The organism is Parapedobacter pyrenivorans (assembly GCF_014636865.1).
GTDB lineage: Bacteria > Bacteroidota > Bacteroidia > Sphingobacteriales > Sphingobacteriaceae > Parapedobacter > Parapedobacter pyrenivorans.
Genome location: NZ_BMER01000001.1, coordinates 2616144 through 2640866, shown reverse-complemented (window position 1 = coordinate 2640866; position 24723 = coordinate 2616144). Strand labels below are relative to the sequence as shown.

Annotated in this window: 22 protein-coding genes; 17 read left to right on the top strand and 5 right to left on the bottom strand. The window is 47.8% G+C overall.

Annotated features, from left to right (window positions below):
* Positions 1-357 precede the first annotated feature (357 nt).
* The 8 genes from IEV98_RS10390 (at position 358) to trpA (ending at position 7553) form a co-directional block, all read left to right on the top strand.
* On the top strand, positions 358-1725 hold the full coding sequence (locus tag IEV98_RS10390; RefSeq protein ID WP_188505770.1) for a dipeptidase: 1368 nt from the start codon (positions 358-360) through the stop codon (positions 1723-1725).
* A 60-nt stretch (positions 1726-1785) separates the two neighbouring features.
* Positions 1786-2490, top strand: coding sequence for a lysophospholipid acyltransferase family protein (locus tag IEV98_RS10385; RefSeq protein WP_229738664.1), 705 nt, complete (start codon positions 1786-1788; stop codon positions 2488-2490).
* 41 nt (positions 2491-2531) lie between these two features.
* Positions 2532-3290 (top strand): ABC transporter ATP-binding protein, encoded by a 759-nt coding sequence (locus tag IEV98_RS10380; protein ID WP_188505768.1) that lies wholly within the window; start codon positions 2532-2534, stop codon positions 3288-3290.
* Positions 3291-3511: 221 nt separating this feature from the next.
* Positions 3512-3733, top strand: a complete 222-nt coding sequence (locus IEV98_RS10375; protein WP_002996718.1) for a DUF2795 domain-containing protein — start codon at positions 3512-3514, stop codon at positions 3731-3733.
* 257 nt (positions 3734-3990) lie between these two features.
* Positions 3991-4977 (top strand): anthranilate phosphoribosyltransferase, encoded by a 987-nt coding sequence (gene trpD, locus IEV98_RS10370; RefSeq protein WP_188505767.1) that lies wholly within the window; start codon positions 3991-3993, stop codon positions 4975-4977.
* Entirely contained in the window at positions 4974-5600 is a 627-nt protein-coding gene (locus IEV98_RS10365) for a phosphoribosylanthranilate isomerase (protein ID WP_188505766.1), read from the top strand. The genes trpD and IEV98_RS10365 overlap by 4 nt, the downstream gene beginning before the upstream one ends.
* Complete coding sequence (trpB, locus tag IEV98_RS10360) at positions 5593-6777, top strand: tryptophan synthase subunit beta (RefSeq protein ID WP_188505765.1); 1185 nt, start codon at positions 5593-5595, stop codon at positions 6775-6777. Before IEV98_RS10365 ends, trpB begins: the two co-directional genes overlap by 8 nt.
* 2 nt (positions 6778-6779) lie before the next feature.
* On the top strand, positions 6780-7553 hold the full coding sequence (trpA, locus tag IEV98_RS10355) for a tryptophan synthase subunit alpha (RefSeq protein WP_188505764.1): 774 nt from the start codon (positions 6780-6782) through the stop codon (positions 7551-7553).
* Between the two features lie 16 nt (positions 7554-7569).
* On the opposite strand, the gene IEV98_RS10350 is transcribed toward trpA, so the two are convergent.
* Positions 7570-8019, bottom strand: a complete 450-nt coding sequence (locus tag IEV98_RS10350) for a PepSY-like domain-containing protein (protein ID WP_188505763.1) — start codon at positions 8017-8019, stop codon at positions 7570-7572.
* Between the two features lie 178 nt (positions 8020-8197).
* On the opposite strand from IEV98_RS10350, the gene IEV98_RS10345 reads away from it, so the two are divergent.
* From IEV98_RS10345 to IEV98_RS10330, 4 genes are all read left to right on the top strand, one after another.
* The gene (locus tag IEV98_RS10345) at positions 8198-8791 is read left to right on the top strand and encodes a hypothetical protein (RefSeq protein ID WP_188505762.1); all 594 of its coding nucleotides are present in this window, start codon (positions 8198-8200) and stop codon (positions 8789-8791) included.
* A gap of 69 nt (positions 8792-8860) precedes the next feature.
* Positions 8861-10444 (top strand): flotillin family protein, encoded by a 1584-nt coding sequence (locus IEV98_RS10340; RefSeq protein ID WP_188505761.1) that lies wholly within the window; start codon positions 8861-8863, stop codon positions 10442-10444.
* Positions 10445-10506: 62 nt separating this feature from the next.
* Complete coding sequence (locus IEV98_RS10335) at positions 10507-10959, top strand: HYC_CC_PP family protein (RefSeq protein ID WP_188505760.1); 453 nt, start codon at positions 10507-10509, stop codon at positions 10957-10959.
* A gap of 117 nt (positions 10960-11076) precedes the next feature.
* On the top strand, positions 11077-13641 hold the full coding sequence (locus IEV98_RS10330) for a TonB-dependent receptor plug domain-containing protein (protein ID WP_188505759.1): 2565 nt from the start codon (positions 11077-11079) through the stop codon (positions 13639-13641).
* A gap of 91 nt (positions 13642-13732) precedes the next feature.
* On the opposite strand, the gene IEV98_RS10325 is transcribed toward IEV98_RS10330, so the two are convergent.
* The 4 genes from IEV98_RS10325 to IEV98_RS10310 all read right to left on the bottom strand — a co-directional run bounded on the left by IEV98_RS10325 (position 13733) and on the right by IEV98_RS10310 (position 17069).
* Positions 13733-14290 (bottom strand): Maf family nucleotide pyrophosphatase, encoded by a 558-nt coding sequence (locus IEV98_RS10325; RefSeq protein ID WP_188505758.1) that lies wholly within the window; start codon positions 14288-14290, stop codon positions 13733-13735.
* Positions 14287-14781: a KdsC family phosphatase gene (locus IEV98_RS10320; RefSeq protein ID WP_188505757.1), complete on the bottom strand. Its 495-nt coding sequence runs from the start codon at positions 14779-14781 to the stop codon at positions 14287-14289. Before IEV98_RS10320 ends, IEV98_RS10325 begins: the two co-directional genes overlap by 4 nt.
* Before the next feature lie 432 nt (positions 14782-15213).
* Positions 15214-16215: a flotillin-like protein FloA gene (gene floA / locus IEV98_RS10315; protein ID WP_188505756.1), complete on the bottom strand. Its 1002-nt coding sequence runs from the start codon at positions 16213-16215 to the stop codon at positions 15214-15216.
* A 134-nt stretch (positions 16216-16349) separates the two neighbouring features.
* The gene (locus IEV98_RS10310) at positions 16350-17069 is read right to left on the bottom strand and encodes a head GIN domain-containing protein (protein WP_188505755.1); all 720 of its coding nucleotides are present in this window, start codon (positions 17067-17069) and stop codon (positions 16350-16352) included.
* Positions 17070-17268: 199 nt separating this feature from the next.
* Between IEV98_RS10310 and IEV98_RS10305 the strand changes: the two genes are divergently transcribed.
* The 5 genes from IEV98_RS10305 to IEV98_RS10285 all read left to right on the top strand — a co-directional run bounded on the left by IEV98_RS10305 (position 17269) and on the right by IEV98_RS10285 (position 24653).
* Positions 17269-18435 carry a hypothetical protein gene (locus tag IEV98_RS10305; protein WP_188505754.1) on the top strand — a complete coding sequence of 389 codons (1167 nt, stop codon included), beginning with the start codon at positions 17269-17271 and terminating at the stop codon, positions 18433-18435.
* Positions 18436-18523: 88 nt separating this feature from the next.
* Entirely contained in the window at positions 18524-21604 is a 3081-nt protein-coding gene (locus tag IEV98_RS10300; protein WP_188505753.1) for a response regulator, read from the top strand.
* Between the two features lie 10 nt (positions 21605-21614).
* Positions 21615-22427: a CheR family methyltransferase gene (locus IEV98_RS10295; RefSeq protein WP_188505752.1), complete on the top strand. Its 813-nt coding sequence runs from the start codon at positions 21615-21617 to the stop codon at positions 22425-22427.
* Positions 22420-23037, top strand: coding sequence for a chemotaxis protein CheB (locus tag IEV98_RS10290; protein WP_188505751.1), 618 nt, complete (start codon positions 22420-22422; stop codon positions 23035-23037). The genes IEV98_RS10295 and IEV98_RS10290 overlap by 8 nt, the downstream gene beginning before the upstream one ends.
* 2 nt (positions 23038-23039) lie before the next feature.
* On the top strand, positions 23040-24653 hold the full coding sequence (locus IEV98_RS10285; RefSeq protein ID WP_188505750.1) for a hybrid sensor histidine kinase/response regulator: 1614 nt from the start codon (positions 23040-23042) through the stop codon (positions 24651-24653).
* Positions 24654-24723: the final 70 nt, after the last annotated feature.

Below are 24723 nucleotides of genomic sequence, written 5' to 3'. Positions count from 1 at the left end.
GTCCGTGCCTAACACTGCTCCCCTTCGTCTCCAACCGCCGGCAAATATAGAACTAAAAAATTAGTTTTTAGGTTCGGTCGCATTTTTTAACATTTTTTAGCAAATCGGACACCGCGCACGCACTCCAGTTTTGGTCTTAGACGTGCTTCCGCGTTAGATGTTGCAAAAACCGATCGTTTTTACCTAAATTTCATCTCGACTTTTAGTTTTCAAAAGCAGGCGAGCGATCGCTAACTTGCCTATCTCTGACAAATTAGCTAAGTTTCGCTTGTCACGCTAATTTTTTAAGGCAAGCGAGAGATCGCTAATTTGCCTTTCTTTGGCAAATTAGCTAAGTTTGCGGCAAAGCCTTAGGATATGCAAACAATAAAAAAATATGTGGAAGCGAACAAACAGCGCTTTCTGGATGAGCTATTTGAATTGCTTCGTTTTCCTTCCGTAAGTGCCGATCCGAAATACAAGGACGACGTACGAAATGCTGCGGAATATGTAGCCGAAAAATTACGGGATGCTGGTGCGGACAACGTGGAAGTATGCCCCACCGCAGGCCATCCCATCGTATATGGTGAAAAAATCATTGATTCCAGCAAGCCAACCGTGTTGGTTTATGGCCATTATGATGTACAGCCGGCCGACCCGCTGGAGCTTTGGGAAACTCCGCCTTTTGAACCGACGGTGCGCGATGGTAAAATCTTTGCCCGTGGCGCGTGCGACGATAAAGGACAATTTTACATGCATGTGAAAGCTTTTGAATTGATGCAGGAAACCGGTACACTGGCGTGTAATATCAAATTCATGATCGAAGGTGAGGAAGAAGTGGGTTCCGACAACCTCGGCACATTCGTAAAGGCCAACAAACAACGGCTCGATGCGGATGTCGTGCTTATTTCGGATACGGCGATGATTAGCCTGGATAGCCCGTCGTTGGAAACGGGCTTACGCGGTTTGTCGTACCTCGAAGTGGAGGTAACAGGGCCAAACCGCGATCTGCATTCAGGGGTATACGGAGGTGCTGTGGCTAATCCAGCGACCATATTGGCCAAACTGATCGCCTCATTGCATGATGAGAGCAACCGCATCAACATCCCCGGTTTCTATGACGATGTCGTTGAATTAAGTGATGTCGAACGCAAGGCGTTGAATGAAGCGCCTTTCGATGAAACCGATTACAAAAGTGATTTAGGGATTAAGGCGCTTTGGGGTGAAAATGGCTATACCACCATCGAACGTACGGGTATCCGGCCCACGCTCGAAGTAAACGGTATCTGGGGTGGGTATATCGGCAAAGGCGCCAAGACCGTCCTTCCATCAAAGGCACACGCCAAAATTTCGATGCGCCTGGTACCCAATCAGGATTCCAATAAAATCACTGCGCTCTTTAGCAAGCATTTTGAAAGCATCGCACCCGATTACGTAACGGTAAAAGTAACTCCCCATCACGGCGGCCAGCCCGCGGTTACGCCCACTGACAGTATCGCCTACCGTGCTGCCGAGAAGGCCATTGAAGAAGCTTTTGGGAAAAAACCGATTCCTACACGCGGCGGGGGCAGTATCCCCATCGTTTCTTTATTTGAAGACGAACTCGGCTTGAAAACAGTACTGATGGGCTTTGGGCTTGATAGTGACAACCTGCATTCACCCAATGAGAAGTATGATATTGCCAATTATTTCAAAGGGATCGAAACCATTCCGCTGTTTCACAAGTATTTTGCGGAGTTGAGCTAGCGAACGCAAAGCCTAAATGGGATGATACGTTTATTAAGAAAAATACACAGGTGCCTATATTTGGCATCTGTTTTATTTTTCTTTCTGCTCTTTTATCCGGTATTGTTCTTTTTAGCAAAAGATCCCCAGCGGCATTCCCATCATCTCGCCCGTTGCCGCCGCATCATCGCGTTCCTGAGCTCGACATCCGTAGGGATATTTTACCGGTTCAGATACAAAACGCCTATTGATTGGTCGAAGCCTTGCGTGATCTGCGCCAATCACACCTCCAACCTGGATATCACAGCGATGGTGTTGCTCTGCCCCTCCGACTTCTCGTTTATGGGCAAAATCGAACTGCTCAATAACCCGGTTACCGGAATGTTCTTCAGGACCATTGACATCCCGCTCGACCGGCAGCGCAAGATTTCTGCTTTCAAGGCCTTCAAACGAGCGGATGAGCAGCTTAAGAACGGACGATCCATGGTGATTTTTCCAGAAGGCCAGATCGGGAATGAATATCCACCGCATTTGTGTGATTTCAAGAGCGGACCTTTCAAACTAGCCATCGAAACCAAAGTGGATATCATCCCCGTAGTCATCCATAATGCCTGGAAAATCTGCTGGGACGATGCTAAACAATTAGGAAGTCGGCCAGGTATCGTGCACATCGATGTACTACCTCCCATCAGTACGACCAACCTCCTGCTAAAAGATGCCGAACAGTTACTGGGCGAGGTACATGCCCTGATAAAAAATCATTGGAATGGAACGGGCGGCCTGTAACTTTTCCTATATTAGCACGTCTTAAGCAAAAAGAAAGAGCTATGTCGCAACAGCCACTCATTGAAATTACGGATATCGGGCGTAAATACGTCATTGGCGCGGAGACCATCCACGCGCTGAAGTCGGTGACGCTGAATATCAACAAGGGTGAATTTGTCGCATTGATGGGTCCCTCGGGTTCCGGTAAATCCACGCTGATGAATATCCTGGGTTGTTTGGATACGCCTACCCGTGGTGAATATATCCTCAATGGCATCAATGTAAGCGACATGACCGATGACGAGCTGGCCGAGGTACGCAATAAGGAAATCGGTTTCGTCTTCCAAACATTCAACCTATTGCCGCGGTCTACATCGCTTGATAATGTAGCCTTACCGCTGGTGTATGCAGGATACAGCAAGAGCAAACGGAGCGAAATGGCCCAAAAAGTATTGGAGAGTGTCGGCTTGGGCAACCGCGTGGACCACAAGCCGAACGAACTTTCTGGTGGCCAGCGTCAACGGGTGGCGGTGGCCAGGGCTTTGATCAATAATCCGTCGATCATCCTGGCCGACGAACCAACAGGCAACCTGGATACCAAGACGTCTGTTGAAATCATGGCGCTGTTGGAAGAAATACATTCCAATGGCAATACCATCATTCTCGTAACTCACGAAGAAGACATCGCCCAACACGCACACCGCATCGTCCGCATGCGGGATGGGCTTATCGAAGATGACTATCTCAATAATGACATCAAGAGCGTGTCACCACGGCTTGCGGCGCTACGAGAAAAAGGCAGCGATTTCGAGAATATTTAGTGGTTTTCACGGGGGTGATGCCTTGCATATGAGCATACCTCATATTGTATTTTATTCTCCGGGAAAAGCCATTTTTTTGTAAAAAAGACGCCCAGAACGAACAATAAACAACTGTATATCAATAACTTAAATCGATCATAAAAAATATTAACAAAAAACTCAAAAATCATAATAGAAATATTATATTTTTGCGCAAAAATGAAAACTTAAATTGATAGGTTATGTATTGGACATTAGAGTTAGCCTCACATTTGGAAGATGCACCTTGGCCGGCCACGAAAGACGAGCTGATTGACTACGCCATCCGCTCAGGGGCCCCTGTGGAAGTGATTGAGAACTTGCAGGCCCTGGAAGACGATGGTGAACCCTATGAAAATATAGAGGAGATCTGGCCCGATTATCCGACCAAGGATGATTTCTTCTTCAATGAAGATGAATACTGAAGCATAGCTGCCCCGAACAAGAGTCCGGGGCGGTTTTGTTTTACACCAAACACATAAAAGCCCGACCGCTCTTGCATCTTTCAAAACAAAAGCCCATATTTGCCTCACAACAATAATGGATTTTCAAACAGGACATATTACTTGGTGGTGGCATAGCAATTAAGGCTGTGGCAACCTCCTATTGTAAGTAATAGTTACTGAAACGTATAGCGGCTTGCCCATCATCGGCAAGCTTTTTTTATGGATATGAAACAACGATGAAACAGATCTTAGCGCATCTTTTCGAATTCAAGACCTTCACCCGTCGTGAGGCGTATGAAATATTGACCAATATCGCATCCGGAAAGTATAACAATTCCCAAATAGCGGCATTCATGACTGCTTATGGGATGCGAAGCATCCGTGTGGAAGAATTGGAGGGATTCCGCGATGCCATGTATGATTTATGCCTGCAGTTGGATTTTCCCGGCTATAAGCTCATCGACCTCTGTGGTACGGGGGGCGACGGCAAAAACACCTTCAACATCTCTACGCTAGCTTCCTTCGTGGTAGCCGGTGCCGGTTATCCCGTGGCTAAACATGGTAACTATGGTGTGTCATCCGGGTGCGGATCGTCCAACGTGATGGAGTACCTTGGCTATCAATTCACCAATGACAAAGCGATTATCAGCCAGCAATTGGAAAGCGCCTGTATCTGCTTTCTCCATGCGCCGCTTTTCCATCCGGCCATGAAGACCGTGGCCCCTATCCGTCGCGAACTGGGCGTGAAAACGTTCTTCAACATGATCGGCCCCTTGGTTAATCCTACAAACCCACATTACCAGTCCGTAGGCGTGTTTAGTTTGGAACTAGCCCGTTTATATGGCTACCTTTATCAGCAAACCGATAAACAATACACGATCCTCCATGCGTTGGATGGATACGACGAAGTTTCCCTCACAGGAGACTTCAAAACAATCAGCAATAAGGGAGAGCATATCTATGCGATCGAGCACCTCGGCTTCACCCCGATATCTGCTGACTGTATCCACGGCGGAGAAACCGTCGAAGAAGCCGCCAAGATCTTTACGACCGTGCTTCATGGCGACGGCAACGCCGAACAAAATGCGGTAGTGCTCGCCAACGCATCCATCGCCATCCAGACTATCCATCCGGAGAAGAGTTTCGGGGATTGTTACTATGAAGCGGAAGCCTCATTACTGGGAAAGAAAGCGCTCGAAAGTTTCAGGAAATTGGTGAAATGAAACCGAAAATAAAAATATGTGGCCTTAAGCACCCCGAGAACATCCGGGAAGTGCTTAGCTTGCAGCCGGATTACATCGGTTTCATTTTCTACCCCGGTTCTAAACGTTTCGTGGGACAACTCGAGGCAGCGTGGGTTGCCCGATTGAAAGGGGTCAAGAAAACAGGGGTTTTTGTCAATGCTGATATTGACCATGTGAAGGCGACGGCCAGCCAATATGCTTTCCAAGCAATACAATTGCATGGAAATGAAAGTCCGGCGTATTGCGCCGACTTAAAGGAAAATCACGTTGAAATCGTCAAAGCCTTCGGCATCAACGCGCATTTTGATTGGGCTAAATTGGCGGACTACGAGGGGGTAACTGACTATTATCTATTTGATACCCAAAGCGCACATCATGGTGGCACAGGTATACGGTTTGATTGGAAACTACTCGACGGCTACCCATCCGATAAACCGTTTTTCCTGAGTGGTGGAATAGGCGCTGAAAACATAGCAGACGCCCTACTGCTGGGTGACAGCCGCCTCTACGCCGTTGATCTGAACTCAAGATTCGAGACGGAACCAGGCATCAAGGACATTGCATTATTAAAACGAACGTTACAAACCATCAACGATGAGTGAATATCAAGTAAACGAGAAAGGCTACTATGGCCATTTTGGCGGAGCCTACATCCCCGAAATGCTGTACCCCAATGTGGAGGAACTGCGGCAGCAATACTTAGCGATCATCCACAGTGATGATTTCAGGCAAGAATTTGACAAGTTGCTGAGGGACTACGTAGGCCGGCCCTCTCCCCTTTACCCCGCGCAACGACTTTCGGAACGTTACGGCACTAATATCTTCCTCAAGCGGGAAGACCTCAACCACACCGGTGCGCATAAAATCAATAATACCATTGGCCAGATCTTACTCGCGGAGCGGCTTGGCAAGAAACGCATCATTGCCGAGACAGGCGCCGGGCAACACGGCGTGGCTACCGCCACGGTGTGCGCACTCAAAGGCCTAAAATGCGTGGTCTATATGGGCGCTATTGATATCGAGAGGCAAGCACCCAACGTAGCGCGGATGAAAATGATGGGTGCCGAGGTAATCGCCGCCGAGTCGGGCAGTAAAACGTTGAAAGATGCAACCAACGAAGCACTGCGCGACTGGATAAATAATCCCGTAGATACGCATTATATCATCGGATCGGTCGTTGGTCCACACCCCTATCCGGATATGGTGGCCCGTTTCCAGTCGGTCATCTCGGCCGAAACGCGAAAACAATTGCTGGAAAAAACCGGCCGCGAAACGCCCGACCATGTGATAGCTTGCGTAGGCGGTGGTAGCAATGCCGCCGGCATGTTCTATCACTTCCTAGACGATCATGACGTGAAACTGGTGGCTGTAGAAGCCGCCGGCAAAGGGGTGGATTCCGGTGAATCGGCGGCGACAACCGTCCTTGGGCGCGAGGGCGTGTTGCACGGTAGCCGTTCGTTATTGATGCAGACCGATGACGGACAGGTTATCGAGCCCTATTCCATTTCCGCCGGATTGGATTATCCGGGTGTCGGGCCGCAGCATGCCTGGCTATATGAAAAGGGGCGTGCTACCTACGTTAATATTACGGATGATGAAGCCATGCAAGCGGGTTTACTACTCACCCGGCTGGAAGGCATCATCCCCGCAATTGAAAGCGCTCATGCGCTGGCTCAACTGGAGAAAATGACTTTCAAGGGTGACGAAAATGTGGTCGTTTGTCTTTCCGGGCGCGGCGACAAGGATTTGGATAATTACATGAAGTATTTTGGGTTTTAACCATGAACAGGATCAATCGCTTATTTGCCGACAAAGGCAGCAAACGCATACTCTCTATTTATTATACAGCCGGATATCCGACATTGGAAAGCACAGTGGATATCGCCGAAACGTTAGAAAACGCAGGAGTGGATTTCCTTGAAATCGGATTCCCCTACTCTGATCCGGTGGCGGACGGGCCGGTTATCCAGCATAGTTCGGAAGCGGCCTTACGCAACGGCATGTCGCTCGGTGTCCTCTTCGAACAGCTCAAGGACCTTCGCCGACGGGTCAACATCCCGGTGCTGCTCATGGGCTACGTCAATCCGGTGCTGCAGTATGGCGTGGAAAGCTTCTGCAAATCCTGTAAAGCGGTTGGCGTGGATGGGGTAATTGTTCCCGACCTGCCCATGTACGAGTACGAAGAGCGGTACCGGAGCGTATTCGAAGAAAATGGGCTGAGCAACATTTTCCTTGTGACCCCGCAAACATCCGAAGAACGCATCCGGAAAATTGACGACCTATCGACCGGTTTTATTTACCTCTTGTCTTCTTCGGCCACCACCGGCAAAAACCTTTCGGTGTCTGAAAATACCGAAGCCTATTTTTCACGCATCCGCGCAATGCAATTGAAAAACCCGGTGGCCATCGGCTTTGGCATCTCAGGCCACCATGCCTTTACACGGGCTACCGATCACGCCGATGGTGCCATCGTGGGTAGTGCGTTCGTAAAATTGCTGGGAGAAACCGATTACAGCAGGAAAATACCGCAATTCATCCGCCAACTGAAGGGATAAATGAAACGGATGGGCCTTAGTCCATCCGTTCCTTGACGATCTTTCCTTCGGGGTCAAAATCCACTTTCAAATCACCATAGCGATTATCCAGTTCAACCGCATAGGTAATCTTGCCGTCTACCTCGATTTTCTTAACATCTCCAATGCGGTATTCGGCAAATTCTGTCTTGATTTGTGTCTTGACAGCATCCGGAAGCGAAGAAGACGTTATTTCTTCTTCGTATCGAAGCACTTTCCCTTCGGGACTGATAATCGCCTGATGGTCGCGGCTTATCAAGCCTATGTCAAACTCCACTTCGTAGTTGCCGTCTTTCTTTTTTTCCCACTCCACTTGCCGCGCCTTTGGGAACTGTTGCTGAAACGCATTCAATACCACAGCTGGTACGCCACGCCGCTGGGCATCTTGTCCCACCGCGGAAAGACTTATAAAAGTAATAACCGTCAGGCCTAATAGTAGCTTTTTCATATCAGTATATTTTGTAACACCCACAAAATAAAGCCCTAAAACGGGAAAAACTTGGGAAATTAGGAATTCTTGTAACATCTTCCCAAATTTGACATCTAATAAACAAACACACGTTACCCAATCGCCATGTTGGTTGAGTAACACCAATTGACGAACACAGCGTAAATCTATACACTAAATGATGAAAACACTATCCATAGCATCTTGGTGGCAAACCCTCGGGGGTGTCGAAAAATTCTTTTGGGCCGTCGCACTACTATTCTCCTTTATGTTTGTTGTCCAAACCATTATCTCATTTATCGGGGGTGATGACGACGGTGCATTCGGCGATTCGGATGAATACGTGGATGGTGATGGTGGAATCGATTACCAGTTTTTTACCATCAAAAACTTCATTACCTTTTTCACGGTATTCGGCTGGGTAGGATTGGCCTGCCTTCAAGGTAATCTGCCGCTCGCGCAGGTCATCCTTTGGTCATCCTTATCCGGCATCGCGATCGTAATGGTCATGTTTTTGCTCTTTTCGCGGATGGCGAAACTTCGCTCAAGTGGTACATTACTGATCCAGAATGCACTGCATAAACAAGCAGAAACGTATTTGCGGATACCGGCCGCTCGTGGTGGCTATGGCAAAGTACACATCCGTGTACAAGGGTCACTGCGCGAATTGCGGGCGTTAACGGATGATGAAGTTGATGTTCCGACGGGAAAACCCGTAACGGTCATCGGAATTGTAAACGACAGTGTACTCCTCGTCACCGGGAAAATGTGAAGATTTGAAGACGTGACAATTTAACGATTACCGAACTATATTTTTACACCAAATAACACTTAAAGCCGTATGGAATTTATGTTGATTGCGATTGCCGTTGGCATCATTATCGTATTCGTATTTGTCATCTCACTATTCAAGCGCTATAAGCGCTGTCCGTCGGACCGCATTTTGGTGGTCTATGGTAAAGTAGGGAAAAATGCTACTGACAACACCCGGACCGCAAAATGCATCCACGGCGGGGCGGCGTTTATTTGGCCGGTCATTCAGGATTACTCTTTTTTGGATCTCACCCCGATATCCATTGAGGTAAACCTCACCAGCGCACTCAGTAAACAAAATATCCGGGTAGACGTTCCTTCACGCTATACGGTAGGTATCTCCACAGAACCATCTGTAATGATGAATGCGGCGGAGCGCCTATTGGGTATGCAACGCCCGCAAGTCCATGAACTGGCCAAAGACATTATCCTAGGGCAAATGCGTCTTGTGGTCGCTATGATGGATATTGAAGAAATCAACAACAACCGTGACAAATTCCTGCATAACATTGCCACTAACGTGGAGGCCGAACTCAATAAGATCGGCCTTAAAATGATCAACGTCAACGTCACCGATATCAAAGACGAAAGCGGCTACATCGATGCGTTAGGTAAAGAAGCAGCCGCCAAGGCAATCAATGAAGCGAAAATAAGGGTAGCCGATCAAGAACGCTTGGGTGATATCGGGAAAACCGAGGCCGAAAAAGAACGGGATATCAAGGTGGCTGAAATGCAGCGTGACCGGGATATTGAAGTGGCTATCGCCGACAAAGACAGGGAGGTGAGCATAGCGGGGGCTTCTAGAGACGAAAACATCGGTAAGGCTGAGGCGGAACGTGATACCCGTGTAAAAATAGCCGACGCCAATGCCATTGCTGTACAAGGAGAAAACCAATCAAAGATCCAAATCGCCGCGTCTGATGCCCAACGTCGCGAACGGGAAGCAGAGGCGCTGAAAAAGGCGGTGGCCGCCGAAAAGGTGCAACAGGCAAAAGCACTGGAAGAGGCTTATCGAGCAGAACAACTTGCCGAAGATGCCCGTGCCGAGCGCGACCGCGCGGCACAAAATGCAACCATTGTGGTAGCCGCCGAAATCCAAAAACAAAAGGCCATCATCGAAGCACAGGCTGAAGCCGAGCAGCTCCGTGAAAAAGCACGGGGTGAAGCCGATGCGATTTTTGCTAAACTGGAAGCCGAAGCCCGCGGCGTATACGAAATGCTTACTAAACAGGCTGAAGGACTCAACGAAATTGTCAAATCTGCAGGCAATAATCCGAAAGATGCGGTATTGCTGCTTATTGCCGATAAATTGCCAGAGCTGGTCAAGCTGCAGACAGAAGCCATCAAAAACATCAAGATCGATAAAGTCACGGTATGGGATGGTGGCAATGGTGGCGGAGAAGATGGCAAGACGTCCACAGCCAACTTTGTATCCGGTCTTTATAAATCCGTACCCCCACTGAAAGACATCTTTGATATGGCTGGTATGGAATTGCCCAGCTACCTCGGTGAAAGCAAAGATAAACAATCACCGGCCATACCCGGATCGAGCAAGAAACAGAAAAATGACAGGCCTGGCGATGATATCCAGGATGCCGAAGAAGTGAAATAATAGCCCAGACCTCACAGGTGCTTTGAAACCTGTGAGGTTTTTCGTTATCTTTGCACCGATAGATGGTTAAGGTCTTCTCCATATTGCTCATGTGTGTATACGCATTTTCGGCGACTGGGGCGACTGTGCACCTGCATTATTGTTGTGGAAAGCTCCAGGAACTTGCCATTCAAGATCAGAAAAGCGCCAGTCATGATGATTGCCCGCTTTGCTTGACACAGCAGGAAAGCAAAAAAACCGAGGACTGCAATAGCAGTGAGCACTGCGCCACCGATCAACAATCGCAAAGCCATTGCAAGAGTGTAAAAGTAGACGCTCAAAAAACAACCGGAGATCACCTTCCCGCGAATGATAAAAATCCGGCAAAAATCTATCCTGCTGAATTGTTGGCGTTTGCGTTGGTTAGTTTCGTTGGCTTTCCTTTGGACATCCACCACAGTGTCCAAGCCATGGACGCCCCGCCACCCGCAGACGCGATCCCCCTATTTGTCCGGCACTGCACCTACCTTATCTGATTAAAGTCTCATCAAATCATTAGCAACCGCTGCACCAGATTTCCGTATTTGGCTTGCGTAAAAATTGTGCAACCGCACAAACACTATTCATGATCAGGACTAAAATCAATTACGATAATGACATTTTTCATAAACATATTTTCCTTCATAGTTATCTCACTGCCAATAGCATTCCTATCGGTAGCCAACGCCCAAGACAGTACGGCTACCTTCAATGTGGCCGGAGTGTGCGGCATGTGCAAATCCAGGATAGAAAAGGCGGCTGGAGCGGACGGGCTGAAAAAAGCAGCTTGGGATGCGGGCAGCCAATCGCTTACCCTCACATTCGACTTCGATAGCTACGATGTCGAAGCTGCAAAACAACGTATTCTAGCGGTGGGCCACGATGTGGAAGGCCGGCAAGCTGACCCAATTGCATATAAGAAGCTGCCTGCATGCTGTCATTATCACGATGAAAAAAATGTACACAAAACTGGCGGATACGATGATCACGACCATCCCGTTACCGGCGTGATCATGCAGGAAAACAATCGTGGTGAACTCAATCCGATTGAATCGGCCAATATCCATTGGTTAGAAGACACATCCGTAAATACGCGGTCAGATGCATCGGGTGTATTTAAGATCGATCATCAATCACATTTCAAGCAACTCGTCATTTCCTACACAGGGTTTCGATCCGATACATTGACCATCAACGATCCACAAGAGATTGTGGTAGTCACTGCCAAGGAAAACGTATTGGCCGAAGTGACCATATCGGCAAGGCGTAGCTCAAATTACATATCGGCACTTAGTCCTACACGGCTGGAGGTACTGACGGGCCAGGAACTTTTTAAAGCTGCTTGCTGCGACCTCAGCGAAAGCTTTGAGACCAATGCTTCTGTCGATGTTGTCAGCAGCGATGCCGTCACGGGCAGTAAGCAGATCCAGATGCTCGGACTTAGTGGCATCTACACACAACTCACCGTGGAAAATCTTCCGGGGCCGCGCGGATTGGCCACGCCGCTGGGGCTCAACAGTATCTCCGGTACATGGATTGAATCCATCCAGATCGGCAAGGGCATAGGCTCTGTGGTGAATGGTTTCGAGAATATAGCCGGACAAATTAATGTGGAGTTGAAAAAGCCGGAAACATCAGAAAAACTGTTCTTCAATGCGTACGGGAACAACATGGGGAGATCTGACATCAACCTCAACCTGTCCCAGCGATTCAATGAGCGTTGGTCGGGCAGCTTGCTCCTACACGATAATTTCATGTACAACAAGTCCATGAACTTCAGCGATAACGGTTTCAGGGATATTCCTGTAGGAAATCTCTTTTCGGGAGTAAACCGCTGGAAATATGAAGACGGAAAAGGCTTTATCCTCCAGTTCGGCGTCAAATTCCTCAGCGACAACCGTACCGGTGGGCAAACTGATTTTGACCCCGAAACCGACAAGCTTACCGAAAACCGGTACGGACTGGGCTTCGACATCGACCGCTATGAGGCTTTTGCCAAAATCGGCTATGTGTTTCCCCAAAACACACAGCGAAGCATTGGCTTGCAGCTATCAGGTACATCTTATAATCAAAAATCCTATTTCGGTCTACGCACCTATGATGCCGAACAACAGAACGCCTATGCCAATCTGATTTATCAGGATATTATAGGAACGGTAGTGCACAAATACCGCACGGGTTTGAGCATGCAATACGACCGCTATGATGAGCGCTACATCGGCGAGCGATTTGAACGCACTGAAATCGTTCCGGGTGGCTTTTTTGAATACACCTTCAGCCCTTCTGATAAGTTCGACGCCGTAGTGGGCATACGGGGTGATTACAACAACCTGTATGGCTGGTTTGCAACACCACGCGCACACCTGCGTTATCAGCCCATACAGGGCACCACCTTTAGGCTCAGCGGTGGGCGAGGTCAGCGTACAGCCAATATCTTTGCGGAAAATACCGCTGCCTTAGCTAGTGCCCGGGTTGTTCGCATTGCTGCGGCCAACACCGCCGAAAACGCTTACGGCCTCAAGCCGGAAATCGCCTGGAACACGGGTATCAGCTTTGACCAATCCTTCCGCTTGTTCCACCGCGAGGCTTCCTTTAGCACGGAGTTTTTCCGAAATGATTTCATCAATCAAGTGGTTGTCGATTACGAAAACCCTCGGGAGCTAGCTTTCTACAACCTCGAAGGCGAGTCATACTCCAACAGTTTACAGACTGAATTGCGGTTTATACCACTACCCCATTTCGAGACACGATTGGCTTATCGGTTTTTCGATGTGAAGACCACTTATGGTGACGAATTGTTGCGAAAGCCACTTGTAGCTCGCCACCGGGGTTTCGTAAACCTGGGATATAACACGCATAGCGGCGGATGGCATTTTGACTATACACTCAATATAACCGGCCAAAAGCGCTTGCCTTCAACCGCCAGCAACCCCACGGCGTATCAGATGCCCGAATATTCAAATGCATACGTAACGATGAACGCCCAAATCAGCAAAACAATCGGTAAGGTGCGTCCCATCGATCTGTATATCGGGGGGGAAAACCTGACTAACTTTTTCCAGCAGAACCCGGTGCTGGCTGCAGATCAGCCCTTCAGCGAATTTTTCGACACGTCAATGCTTTGGGGGCCGCTTACCGGCAGGATGTTTTATGCGGGGATCAGGTTTAGTATCGACTAAAAAGAACAAACATTAAGGAGCGCTTGCTCCTTAATGTTTATCCTTAAGCGTTCGTCAGTCTCTCAATATCAAATTTTCTCATCTTCATTCGCTAAAGGAAGTTGTGCAATTCCTTGCTTAGTCTTGCGGTAGGAAGACCGACCACATTCATATAGGAACCCACGATTTTGTCGACGGCCACAACACCAATCCATTCCTGAATGCCATATGCTCCCGCTTTATCAAAAGGTTTGAAATGCTCGATGTAATGTTCAATTTCTTCAATGGTGATCACCCGGAAATAAACCTCCGTTACTTCATGGAATAGTTTGATTTTACCCTTATGGAGTAATGCCACCGCCGTGATGACCTCGTGTTTCTGCCCGGACAATTGCGTAAGCATTTCGGTGGCATGGACGGCATCTACCGGCTTACCCAGTATCTGGCCGTCGATAGTGACAATGGTATCCGCTGTGATAACCAACTCGTCTTTCGCGCCATCGATAAAAGCCCTTGCCTTCTTTTCGGCAATATGCCGGACAGCTGCGATGGGGTCCAACTGATCTGGAAAGGATTCATCCACTTCCCGCAGGGCGACTTCGAAAGGAATGCCCATAAGGGCCAACAATTCACGGCGGCGTGGTGATTGGGAGGCGAGGATGATTTTCATACCCACGTATCTTGAAGTTTCATCACTTTTTCGACGACATCCCGGACGGCGCCATCGCCACCTCTACAAAATGAGATGTATGCAGCTACCGCCCTGACTTCGGTCGCTGCATCCGCAGGGCATGTCGCGAACCCAGCAAGTTGCATACCTAATAAATCCGGGATATCACTTCCCATATAAAGCACGTCTCCGGCCGTCAGCCCCTTGTGCGACAGCCAATCGTGCAGCACCGCCTTTTTGTCATCAACACCAAAGAATAAGTCTACCCCCCCAATGAATTCCATCCTTCTTTTTACCCCCTGGAGATTGCCCGCGCTCACTACAGCAATCGGATAGTCTCGCTTTATGGCTAGCTGTAGGGCATAGTCATCCTTGCCGTCCAAGCGGTGCAACTGCTCGCCACCTGGCGTCAGCCAAATCTTTCCATCCGTTAAAACACCATCTACAGCAAACATGAAGGCTTTTACCCGTTTCAATCGATTAAATAACATGACACACCGACAATTTGACGTCAAACTTAACACAAAATAAGAAATCCAGTCCATTCCAATAAAAAAACATCGGTGTCAATTATGCGCACAAGTTGTCTTGTTTAGTGAAGTTGTTGGCCGTCGAGGGATCAGAGCCCGCGCTTGATTAGATCATTGAAAAACATTACTTATCTATCGATTTTTTTGGCACGGTGTTTGAAACAACCCTTATGAACGCCGAAGCGATATCATTAAGGCAGGTTCAAACAATGTTCTTTTGACAATTTATTAACAAAAGTTTCATTAGAAATAACAAAATAGTGTTTATTTTTGCACTATGATTAACCCGGATAGTTGCGGGAATTTATTATTGTCTTTTCATAATTTAGGTTTATAATTGGTTAGTAAACAAACCCCGGTGCCCATCACCGGGGTTTTGTTTTTAAGGCTTTTCTATTTTTTCCGGTCGCCTTCGCCCCCTTTGCTTGTATCTCCGCCTGGCTTGGCAATAGAACCGCGCATATCGGTATCGGCTTGGATATTCTGCATCTTATAATAATCCATCACCCCCAGATTGCCGTTCCGAAATGCCTCGGCCATGGCAAGAGGTACCTGTGCTTCCGCCTCGATAACCTTCGCGCGGGCCTCCTGCGCCTTGGAGCGCATTTCCTGTTCGGATGCCACGGCCATTGCTCGGCGCTCTTCGGCACGCGCGTTTGCAACTTTGAGATCTGCCTCGGCTTGGTCGGTCTGTAATTTTGCACCTACGTTTTCACCAATATCAATGTCAGCAATATCGATAGACAGGATCTCGAATGCCGTGCCACTGTCCAGCCCTTTGGCCAACACGGTCTTTGAAATACGGTCGGGATTCTCCAACACTTCTTTATGATTAAGCGCCGAACCGATAGTTGTCACGATCCCCTCCCCTACACGGGCAAGGATGGTTTCCTCACCGGCACCGCCCACCAATTGGTTGATGTTTGCCCTTACCGTCACCCGCGCTTTGGCAATGAGTTGGATACCGTCTTTGGCTACTGCAGCCACGGGGGGCGTATTGATAACCCGTGGATTGACCGATAGCTGTACCGCGTCGAACACATCGCGCCCGGCGAGGTCAATAGCCGTAGCCAATTTGAAATCCAATGGAATGTTCGCCTTATCGGCAGAAATCAACGCCTTAATCACGTTGTTGACATTGCCACCGGCCAAAAAATGGGTTTCAATCTCATTTGACGAGATATTTAATCCGGCTTTGGTGGAGGTAATCATTGCGTTGGTGACCAGCGCCGGTGAAACTTTGCGCAAACGCATCAACAACAGGTTTAGCAGGTTGACGCGGACGCCTGATAACTGGGCGGTAAACCACAGGTTTACGGGGAGCAGATAAAGCAAGATAAAAAATGCTACAATTGCTCCTACGATCATCAAAATTGGAGTGAAGCTGGGATCCATAAGGTTCAATAAGTTTAAAAGCGTTTAAAGCTCCTAAAGATATGACTTTTTCGCAGTCAATTCAAAAAAGACTGAAAACAGTTTGCGCAGTGCCTGCTAATCCCGAGCTACCGACGGTTACGCTTGTCGGCATGTTAAATTTTCCGGACCCGTCCCGAGCCGGATGTCCGCACATTGGTCTCTGCATTACCGCTGTAACTGACATTACCGGACCCGCTGATGGCGGCATCCAATTGCCGATCAGCATGAATGGAAATGTTTCCTGAACCTGATATTTTAAGGCTGGCAGACTGGGTCTTCAGATCGCCCCCATCAAACCGGCCCGAGCCGCTGATGGAAATATTACTTTCGGTAGCATTCCCATTGGCAACTATCCGCCCCGAACCACTGATGGATGCGTTGATCACACTGGCATCAGACTCGAAGGCTATCCGTCCAGACCCGCTCAGGGCGGCATTCAGCTCCTTACCCGAAACCGCTCCGATTACGGCGATTCTGCCCGAGCCCGACTGTGAGAGTGCATCCAGCTGCTTAGCGGTTACAAAGGCTGTCACTTTACCCCAGTTGCGACCACCTGACTCAGACCGCTTCCGATACCTGATTTTCAATGTGCCGCCTTCTACCACGGTCTCTATCTCCCGGATGGCGGCCCCATCGCCCTCCAGCCTCACAGATTCACTGCTACCAAAACGCACTTCCACTTCGATACTGCCACTATTGGATAGTGCATGAAACCCGGAGACATCCCGGACTTCGTCCTGAATCGACAGCGAGGAAGCAGCGTGGGCCAACCCCACACAAAAGACTGGCAGCACTAACGCTAACCAACCTAACGATGACAATCTTAATTTCATTCGTAATTTGTTTAATTTTAACGGCCTTATGGAACCTGCTGGTTACATAGTATTTACTTTCTCAAAATAAGACGCCATAAATCACCATACGTTGCAAGCAATATGTTTTTTTTTGCAAAGCTTCCGAATAGGTCATTTCTTGCATAAACGGACACAAACCCCTACTTTTAAAGCGTTTTGAGTTTACCATGTCTTTTTTATGAAAATTCTGCCTGTAGTTGGAAAAGAACTGGAACAGCTGTTTATCACGATGGCACCGGCACTTTATCGAGATGACCCGCATTATATCAGACCGTTCGATAGCGACGTGCATCACGTATTCGACCCACTCATAAATCCCCGTTATGAAAACGGGCATTGTGCGCGTTGGTTGCTTCATGACGATGCAGGCCGCACCATCGGTCGCATAGCCGCATTTTACAGTTTAGACACATTCGAACGCGATGAACTTCCCGTCGGTGGGTGCGGGTTCTTTGAATGCATTGATGATCAAAGGGCGGCTGATATACTTTTTGATACGGCAAAGGAATGGTTATCAAAAGCAGGCATACAAGCCATGGACGGCCCGATCAACTTTGGCAACCGGGAGCGCTGGTGGGGTTTGCTTGTCGATGGGTTCCATCCGCCATGCTATTGCTGCAATTACAACCCCCCATACTACCAGCAGCTTTTTGAGCACTATGGATTTGAAGTGTTTTTCAAGCAATTTACCTATCGGCGAGAGATTGCAACCAAGCTCTCCAGCAGGATAGGTGAAAAAGCGATTCATGCCATGAAAGATACGGGCTATACCTTCGCTCCGATAGACCGGAGACGACTTGATAAGGCGGCTGCAGATTTCTGTACCGTATATAATGAAGCATGGGCCAAGCATGAAGGGGTAAGCCCGATGAGTCTGGAGGACGCCAGTAAGCTGATGCAAAGCATGAAACCTATCATCGATCCGAATATCATTTGGTTTGCCTATCACCATGAACAACCCGTAGCCTTTTGGGTCAACATCCCGGATGTTAACCAATTGATTGTTAAATACATGAATGGGCGACTGACGCTATCGGGAAAAATCCGGTTTATTTGGAACCGATGGACGAAACGCTGCAAAACCATGTTTGGTATCGTATTCGGTGTTGTGCCAGCGCACCAGCGGAAAGGCGTAGAAGCAGCACTGGTGGTGACGGCTACGAAAGTCTTGCAGGATCCCTCCCGTTCGCATTATGAAGAAGTGCAGATGAATTGGATTGGCGATTTTAACCCGAAGATGATGAATGTGGCCCGGCACATCGGCGGCAGCGTCTATAAAACCCACCATACCTACCGATACCTGTTTGACCGCACCCAGCCATTTGAAAGGCACCCTATCCTTTAACCATGGATGTTGTTCGATCGTTTTCTGTTGGACAGGCCTTCATATTTGGACTTTTTGTATTTTTGAAAAAAAAACGATTCGGTTGGCTATGAAAAAACTAACGTTTAAGATGCATATCTATCTAGGTTTTTTTCTTTTGATCGCTATCTTACTCGCCAGCCTGTTTTACCTGTCGTTGTTATTTAAGCAGATTGACATCGCGCATGCCACGCTGGAAAGCATCAAGATCACCTTCATTGTCACCGCCATATTTGTTTTTGGGGTTATCGTTTGGCTACTGGTATACGTCACGAAGACCTTTGAGCATCAGAAAAAGACGGGACGGCTCATCCGCAAGTCCAATGCCGACTTAAGTAGGCTGTCAAAAGAAAAAGAAGCCGACAATTGGATACTAAGTGGCTTGACTGCGCTCGATGACCAGACCCGTGGCGGAAGAAGCGAAAAGGAAATCGCTGCGAATGCAATACAGGCCGTTTGTCAGCACGTCAACGCAAAGATCGGAACCATCTACCTTAAAAGCCCATCAACGGATGACGTATTCGTACATGCTGGTTCTTATGCCGCCGCGCAACAACATATAGAGCCGAAAATCATGAAAAGCCAAGGGCTGATTGGCGAAAGCATTGCTTCCAAAAAACAGCTCGTAATATCGGATATACCCGAAAACTATTTAACAGTGACATCATCGTTGGGCAACGCTGCCCCAGAAAACATCGTCATACAGCCTTTTTTGTACGAAGACGAGATTCTCGGCGTGATGGAAATTGGATTCTTCCGCAAAGTCAATTCCCCCACGTTGCAGTTTCTGCAACGAGCCGGTGTCACGCTGGCAGTGGCCAGCAAAGTAGCTCATAACCATTCAGCACTTACCCACCTCTTTGAAGAAATCCAGCAGCAAGCCGAAGAGCTGGAAGCACAACAGGAAGAACTACGGACGACCAACGACGAGTTGATACAACAGACACATCTTTTGGAGGCGTCCGAAGAAGAGCTTCGGGTGCAGCAGGAAGAACTGAAACACGCCAATCTTGAACTCGAAGAGAAAGCGAGGCAGTTGGAAGAACGTAATTTCTCCATCGAACAGGCTCGTCAATCCATTGCAATGAAAGCCAATGAGCTGGAACTGTCTGGCAAATACAAGTCAGAGTTCCTGGCCAATATGAGCCACGAACTGCGTACGCCGCTCAATAGCATACTCATACTTGCAAAATTGCTGGAGGACAACAAATCCGGCAACCTCGTGCCCGACCAGGTAAAGTATGCATCCGTCATCTATAGTGCCGGCACTGATCTCCTCAATTTAATCAATAACATCCTTGATTTGTCAAAAATCGAAGCAGGAAACATAGAATTGCAGATCGAGGAAACGCCGCTATCCGACGTTGCCCAAGATCTACTCGAACTATTCAACAGTGTTGCCGACAGCAAAGCTATCGACTTCCGCATCACGATTGCGGAGGGGACCCCAACCACCATTGATACGGATGAACAGCGCCTCAAACAGGTGTTGAAGAACCTGCTCTCCAATGCGTTCAAATTCACCAATGAAAAAGGCCGTGTAGAATTACGCTGTGGCTTGGCAAGCCAATCTCCGGATTGGAGAGCGGGGATGCTTGGTGGCATGCCGCCAAATGAGGCCATTGCATTTTCCGTGATAGATACCGGTATCGGCATCCCAGAGGATAAGCAACAGCTTATTTTCGAGGCCTTTAAACAGGCAGATGGTTCCACCAGCCGCAAATTCGGTGGTACGGGATTGGGACTATCCATCTGCAACGAACTTACAGCCATGCTAAATGGCGAAATCCACGTAACAAGCCAATCTGGAAAAGGCAGCACCTTTACCCTATTCCTACCGCTAAAAAGCACCGATACCGCTGGCCGCAATCCACAGGATGAAGACGGAAAAATCTCGAAACCTGTACCCGAAAAAGAAAAACAACACAAACCAGCGTCTTCGATAACACAAGAAAAACCTGGGCCGAAACGGCTTCTTATTGTCGAAGACGATCGAAATTTTGCCGATATCCTCGGTACATACGCCCGTGACCGCGGATTTGAAACCCTCGCGGCTTACCAGGGTGACACCGGTTTGCAGATGGCTCTGGAGCAGCTGCCTGATGCCATCATTTTGGATATTATGCTGCCGGTGATGAATGGATGGACGGTACTCAAAGAGCTCAAGAATAATCCCGATACCCGGGATATACCCGTACATATGATGTCGGCTGACCGGCCAAGCAAACATAAGATCGAAGCGGAAGCCATCGGGTTCCTCAAAAAACCGGTCGACAAGAAATCGTTGGACGATGTATTCGAACAGCTACATAAGACAATCGAATCACCACTGAGAAAAGTATTGGTGGTGGAGGATCACGAAGTCCAAAGCGACAGCCTGAAGTCGCGGCTACTGGAAAGCGGCGTGGACGTAAAGCAGGCCTTTACCGGTGCTCAGGCCATGGACGCCTTGAAATCTGGCGAACACTACGACTGCATTATCCTCGACATTAATCTTCCCGATAAATCCGGAATGGATCTGCTAGACGACATTAAGCACATCGACCAATACACAGATATTCCGGTCATTATCAATACAGCCATGGAGCTCAATCCCGAAATGACCAGCCGTATTGCACAGCACACCAAAACCATGGTGCTTAAATCCGAAAAGTCCAATAACCGCATCCTCGATGAAGTCAATTTGTTTATCAATAGGGTAAAAAACGATACATCAATATCCAATCCGCTCCGTATGTTCAACCATTCGGAATCGAAAACGGTACAGTTCGACAACGTGTTAGAGGGTAAACGGATCTTGTTGGCAGACGACGATATGCGCAACATCTTTGCTTTGAGCACGATATTTGCGTCCTATAGGATGCACATTGAAACTGCCAACAACGGACTGGAAGCCTTGGAAGCACTTCGTAAAAATCCAGAGATAGACCTGGTATTGATGGACATTATGATGCCGGAAATGGACGGCTATGAAGCCATAATGAAAATCAGAAGCATTAAAAAGTTCATGAAATTACCTGTGATTGCCATTACGGCAAAGGCAATGCAGGGGGATCGGCAACGTGTACTGGATGCAGGCGCTAACGATTACATCGCCAAGCCGGTGGACGTAAACAAGTTACTTTCCCTAATGCGTGTGTGGCTAAGTTAATCGAAGAACGATGGGTATATCATTTGGGAACCTGGAAGAATTAATCGAATTAGTCAACAACATTTACAGTTTTGACTTAAATGGCTATTCGCGTGCGTCGCTCAAACGACGTGTATCCCGTATCATGGATCTATACAGCCTGGATTTCTCCAGTTTAAAAGACAATTTGACAAACACGCCCGGCTTTTTCAACAAGTTTCTCATTGAAATCACCGTCAATGTAACGGAGATGTTTCGCGATCCGTCATTTTATATTGCATTGCGCGACGAAGTCTTCCCCTACCTTGCCACCTTTCCACATATCAAAATTTGGAGTGCAGGATGTGCTACCGGTGAAGAAGTATACTCCTTAGCCATCTTACTCGAAAAGCAGAATTTGTACCAAAGAGCCTTCATATATGGTACCGATATTAACTCGGATGTGATCGAACACGCCAAACGGGGAATCATCGATCTGAAAAAGATGAAAGCATATTCCGACAACTATTTCCAGACCGGTTCCGGCGATTCGTTATCAGAATATTATACCGCGAGATACGACGCAGCCATCATCCATCACCATTTACGCAAAAATAGCTTGTTTTCCATCCATAATCTGGTGTCAGGCGGTGTATTCAACGAGTTTCAACTGATTACCTGTCGAAATGTACTTATTTACTTCAACGTCACACTACAACATCGGGTGTTGGATTTGCTTTATGCAAGCCTCGCGCTATTTGGTTTTCTTTGCCTGGGATCAAAAGAGACACTTCGTTCAGACCACCTCACGGACAAGTTCAGGCTAGTCAATAAGACACAGAATATTTATCAGAAAATTGCTTAAGTTAAGCCCACATATCGCCAGCAAACTTCAACGGATTGAAGTACTCGTATTGGCCTGTTCTGCAGGCGGGTTTAAGGTCTTGTTAAATATGTTACAAGTACTACCAGAAAACCTTTCTATAGGAGTCTTGGTGATTATTCACCGGAATGCCAAATATGAAACCAATATCGAAACAAGCTTATCCGATAAATGTCGGATCGTCGTCAAGATGGCCGAAGAGAAAGAGTATGTTAAACCGGCAACGGCATATTTTGCGCCGGCCGGATACCATTTATTAATGGAGCCCGATCACAGCATGTCTTTGGACGTTTCGGAACCTGTAAATTTTTGCAGGCCGTCTATCGATGTGACGATGCAAAGTGTTTCTGATGTATACGGAGCATCCACGGCAGCAATCTTGCTATCTGGGGCAAACCAAGATGGCGCAAAAGGCATGCAATCCATCCATCAGGCGGGCGGGCTATGTATTGCACAACACCCCGAGCAGGCGGAAATTGCAACGATGCCCGCATCCGCTATCGCACTGGGTGTGGTAGACGTCATCCTTAAGAACGATGAACTTTTAACATTCAGCCGCCAATTGAACAACTATATTTTGAGAAGAGATTAGCCATGGAGAAATTGAAGTTAGTCATCGTAGACGACAAAGAGGAGAACGTATTGAGTCTAAAGGCATTGTTAGCAGACGTGGACAATCTTGATATTTGGGGAAGTACTTCACCCAACGAAGCGCTTCGCTATTGTTGGAACCAAGATATTGCCATCGCGCTGGTAGATGTCCAGATGCCCGAAATCAACGGGTTTGAGTTCGTTTCCCTATTACAAAGCAACCCAAAAACGTGGCAGATCATGGTCATTATGGTTACTGCCATATCCAAAGAAGATAAATTCTTACTTAAAGGGCTACATAGCGGGGCGATTGACTACCTGTATAAACCCCTTAACCCGGATATCACCGTGGCCAAGGTCAAATCGTTTATGCAACAAGTATACATTCAACGGGAACTTAAGCGGAAAAACGAAGAGCTGGAACGGTCTCACATGGAATTGGTCAAGGCCAAAAAAGAAGCGGACCTGGCTCGTAAATCAAAGGAGAATTTTCTCGCCAACATGAGTCATGAGATCCGGACCCCCATTAATGGTATTACGGGAATCACCACCATGCTTCGGAATTCGCCGCTCAATGAAGAACAATCCGAGTGGCTGGATTACCTCGAAAATGCCTCACAGCAACTATTGCTCATCATCAATGACATTTTGGATCTCTCTAAGATCGATTCGGGAAAAATGCGATTGGACTTTGCCAAAACCTCGCTTGCCGGAGTCATTAAAGAGCTTACCAAACTATTCACTTACAAAGCCGAGCAGAAGGGCATAACCTTTCACGCTGTTAACGACGACAAGCTACCCAAACATATCCTTGCAGACTCCCTACGATTGACCCAGATACTGAGTAATTTGATTTCAAATGGCATTAAATTCACGGAGGAAGGAAGCGTGACATTGGAAACAAAATTACTGAAGCGATCGAAACAACGGGTTCATATCCAATTTTCAGTAAAAGATACGGGCATCGGTATTAACAGCAACGCAATCGACAAAATCTTCCATTCGTTTGAACAGGGAGAAGAGGGCATTACAAAGCGTTTCGGCGGCACCGGACTGGGGTTAGCGATTGTAAAGCGACTGGTGAACCTGCACCAGGGACAAATCCACGCTTACAGTGAATTGGGTATGGGCAGTGAATTCGTATTCCAATGTTGGTTTGACGAAGAAGCTTCCGAAGCCGCACCCAAGTCGGACAAAAAACAATATACGGATTTGCCAATGCTCGACGGCATCCGTATCCTTCTGGCTGAAGACAACGAATTAAACAGTTTCATGGTCACCCATATGCTCAACACCTGGGGGATTACCGTGGATACGGTAAAAAACGGAAAAGAAGCGCTTGACAAAGTAGAAAACATAAGCTATAGCCTTATTCTCATGGACGCACACATGCCCGTGATGAGTGGATTTGACGCCATTCGAGCAATCAGGAACGACCAGCGTGAACACATCCGAAATGTCCCCATCATCTCCATTTCGGCTTCGGTGCTTCAACGGGAACAGCAGGCGGCGTACGCCGCCGGTGCCGACGCCGTGGTGGGGAAGCCCTTCGATCCCGTATCCTTGTACCAAATCATCAAAACGTTGACGCAGGCCAAAGATAAAACCAATTCGTAATACTAAATTTACATTTCAATGATAAATGCGTTTTTGTTCCTTTCCAAATTCAGCTACCTTTGAAGCGCAA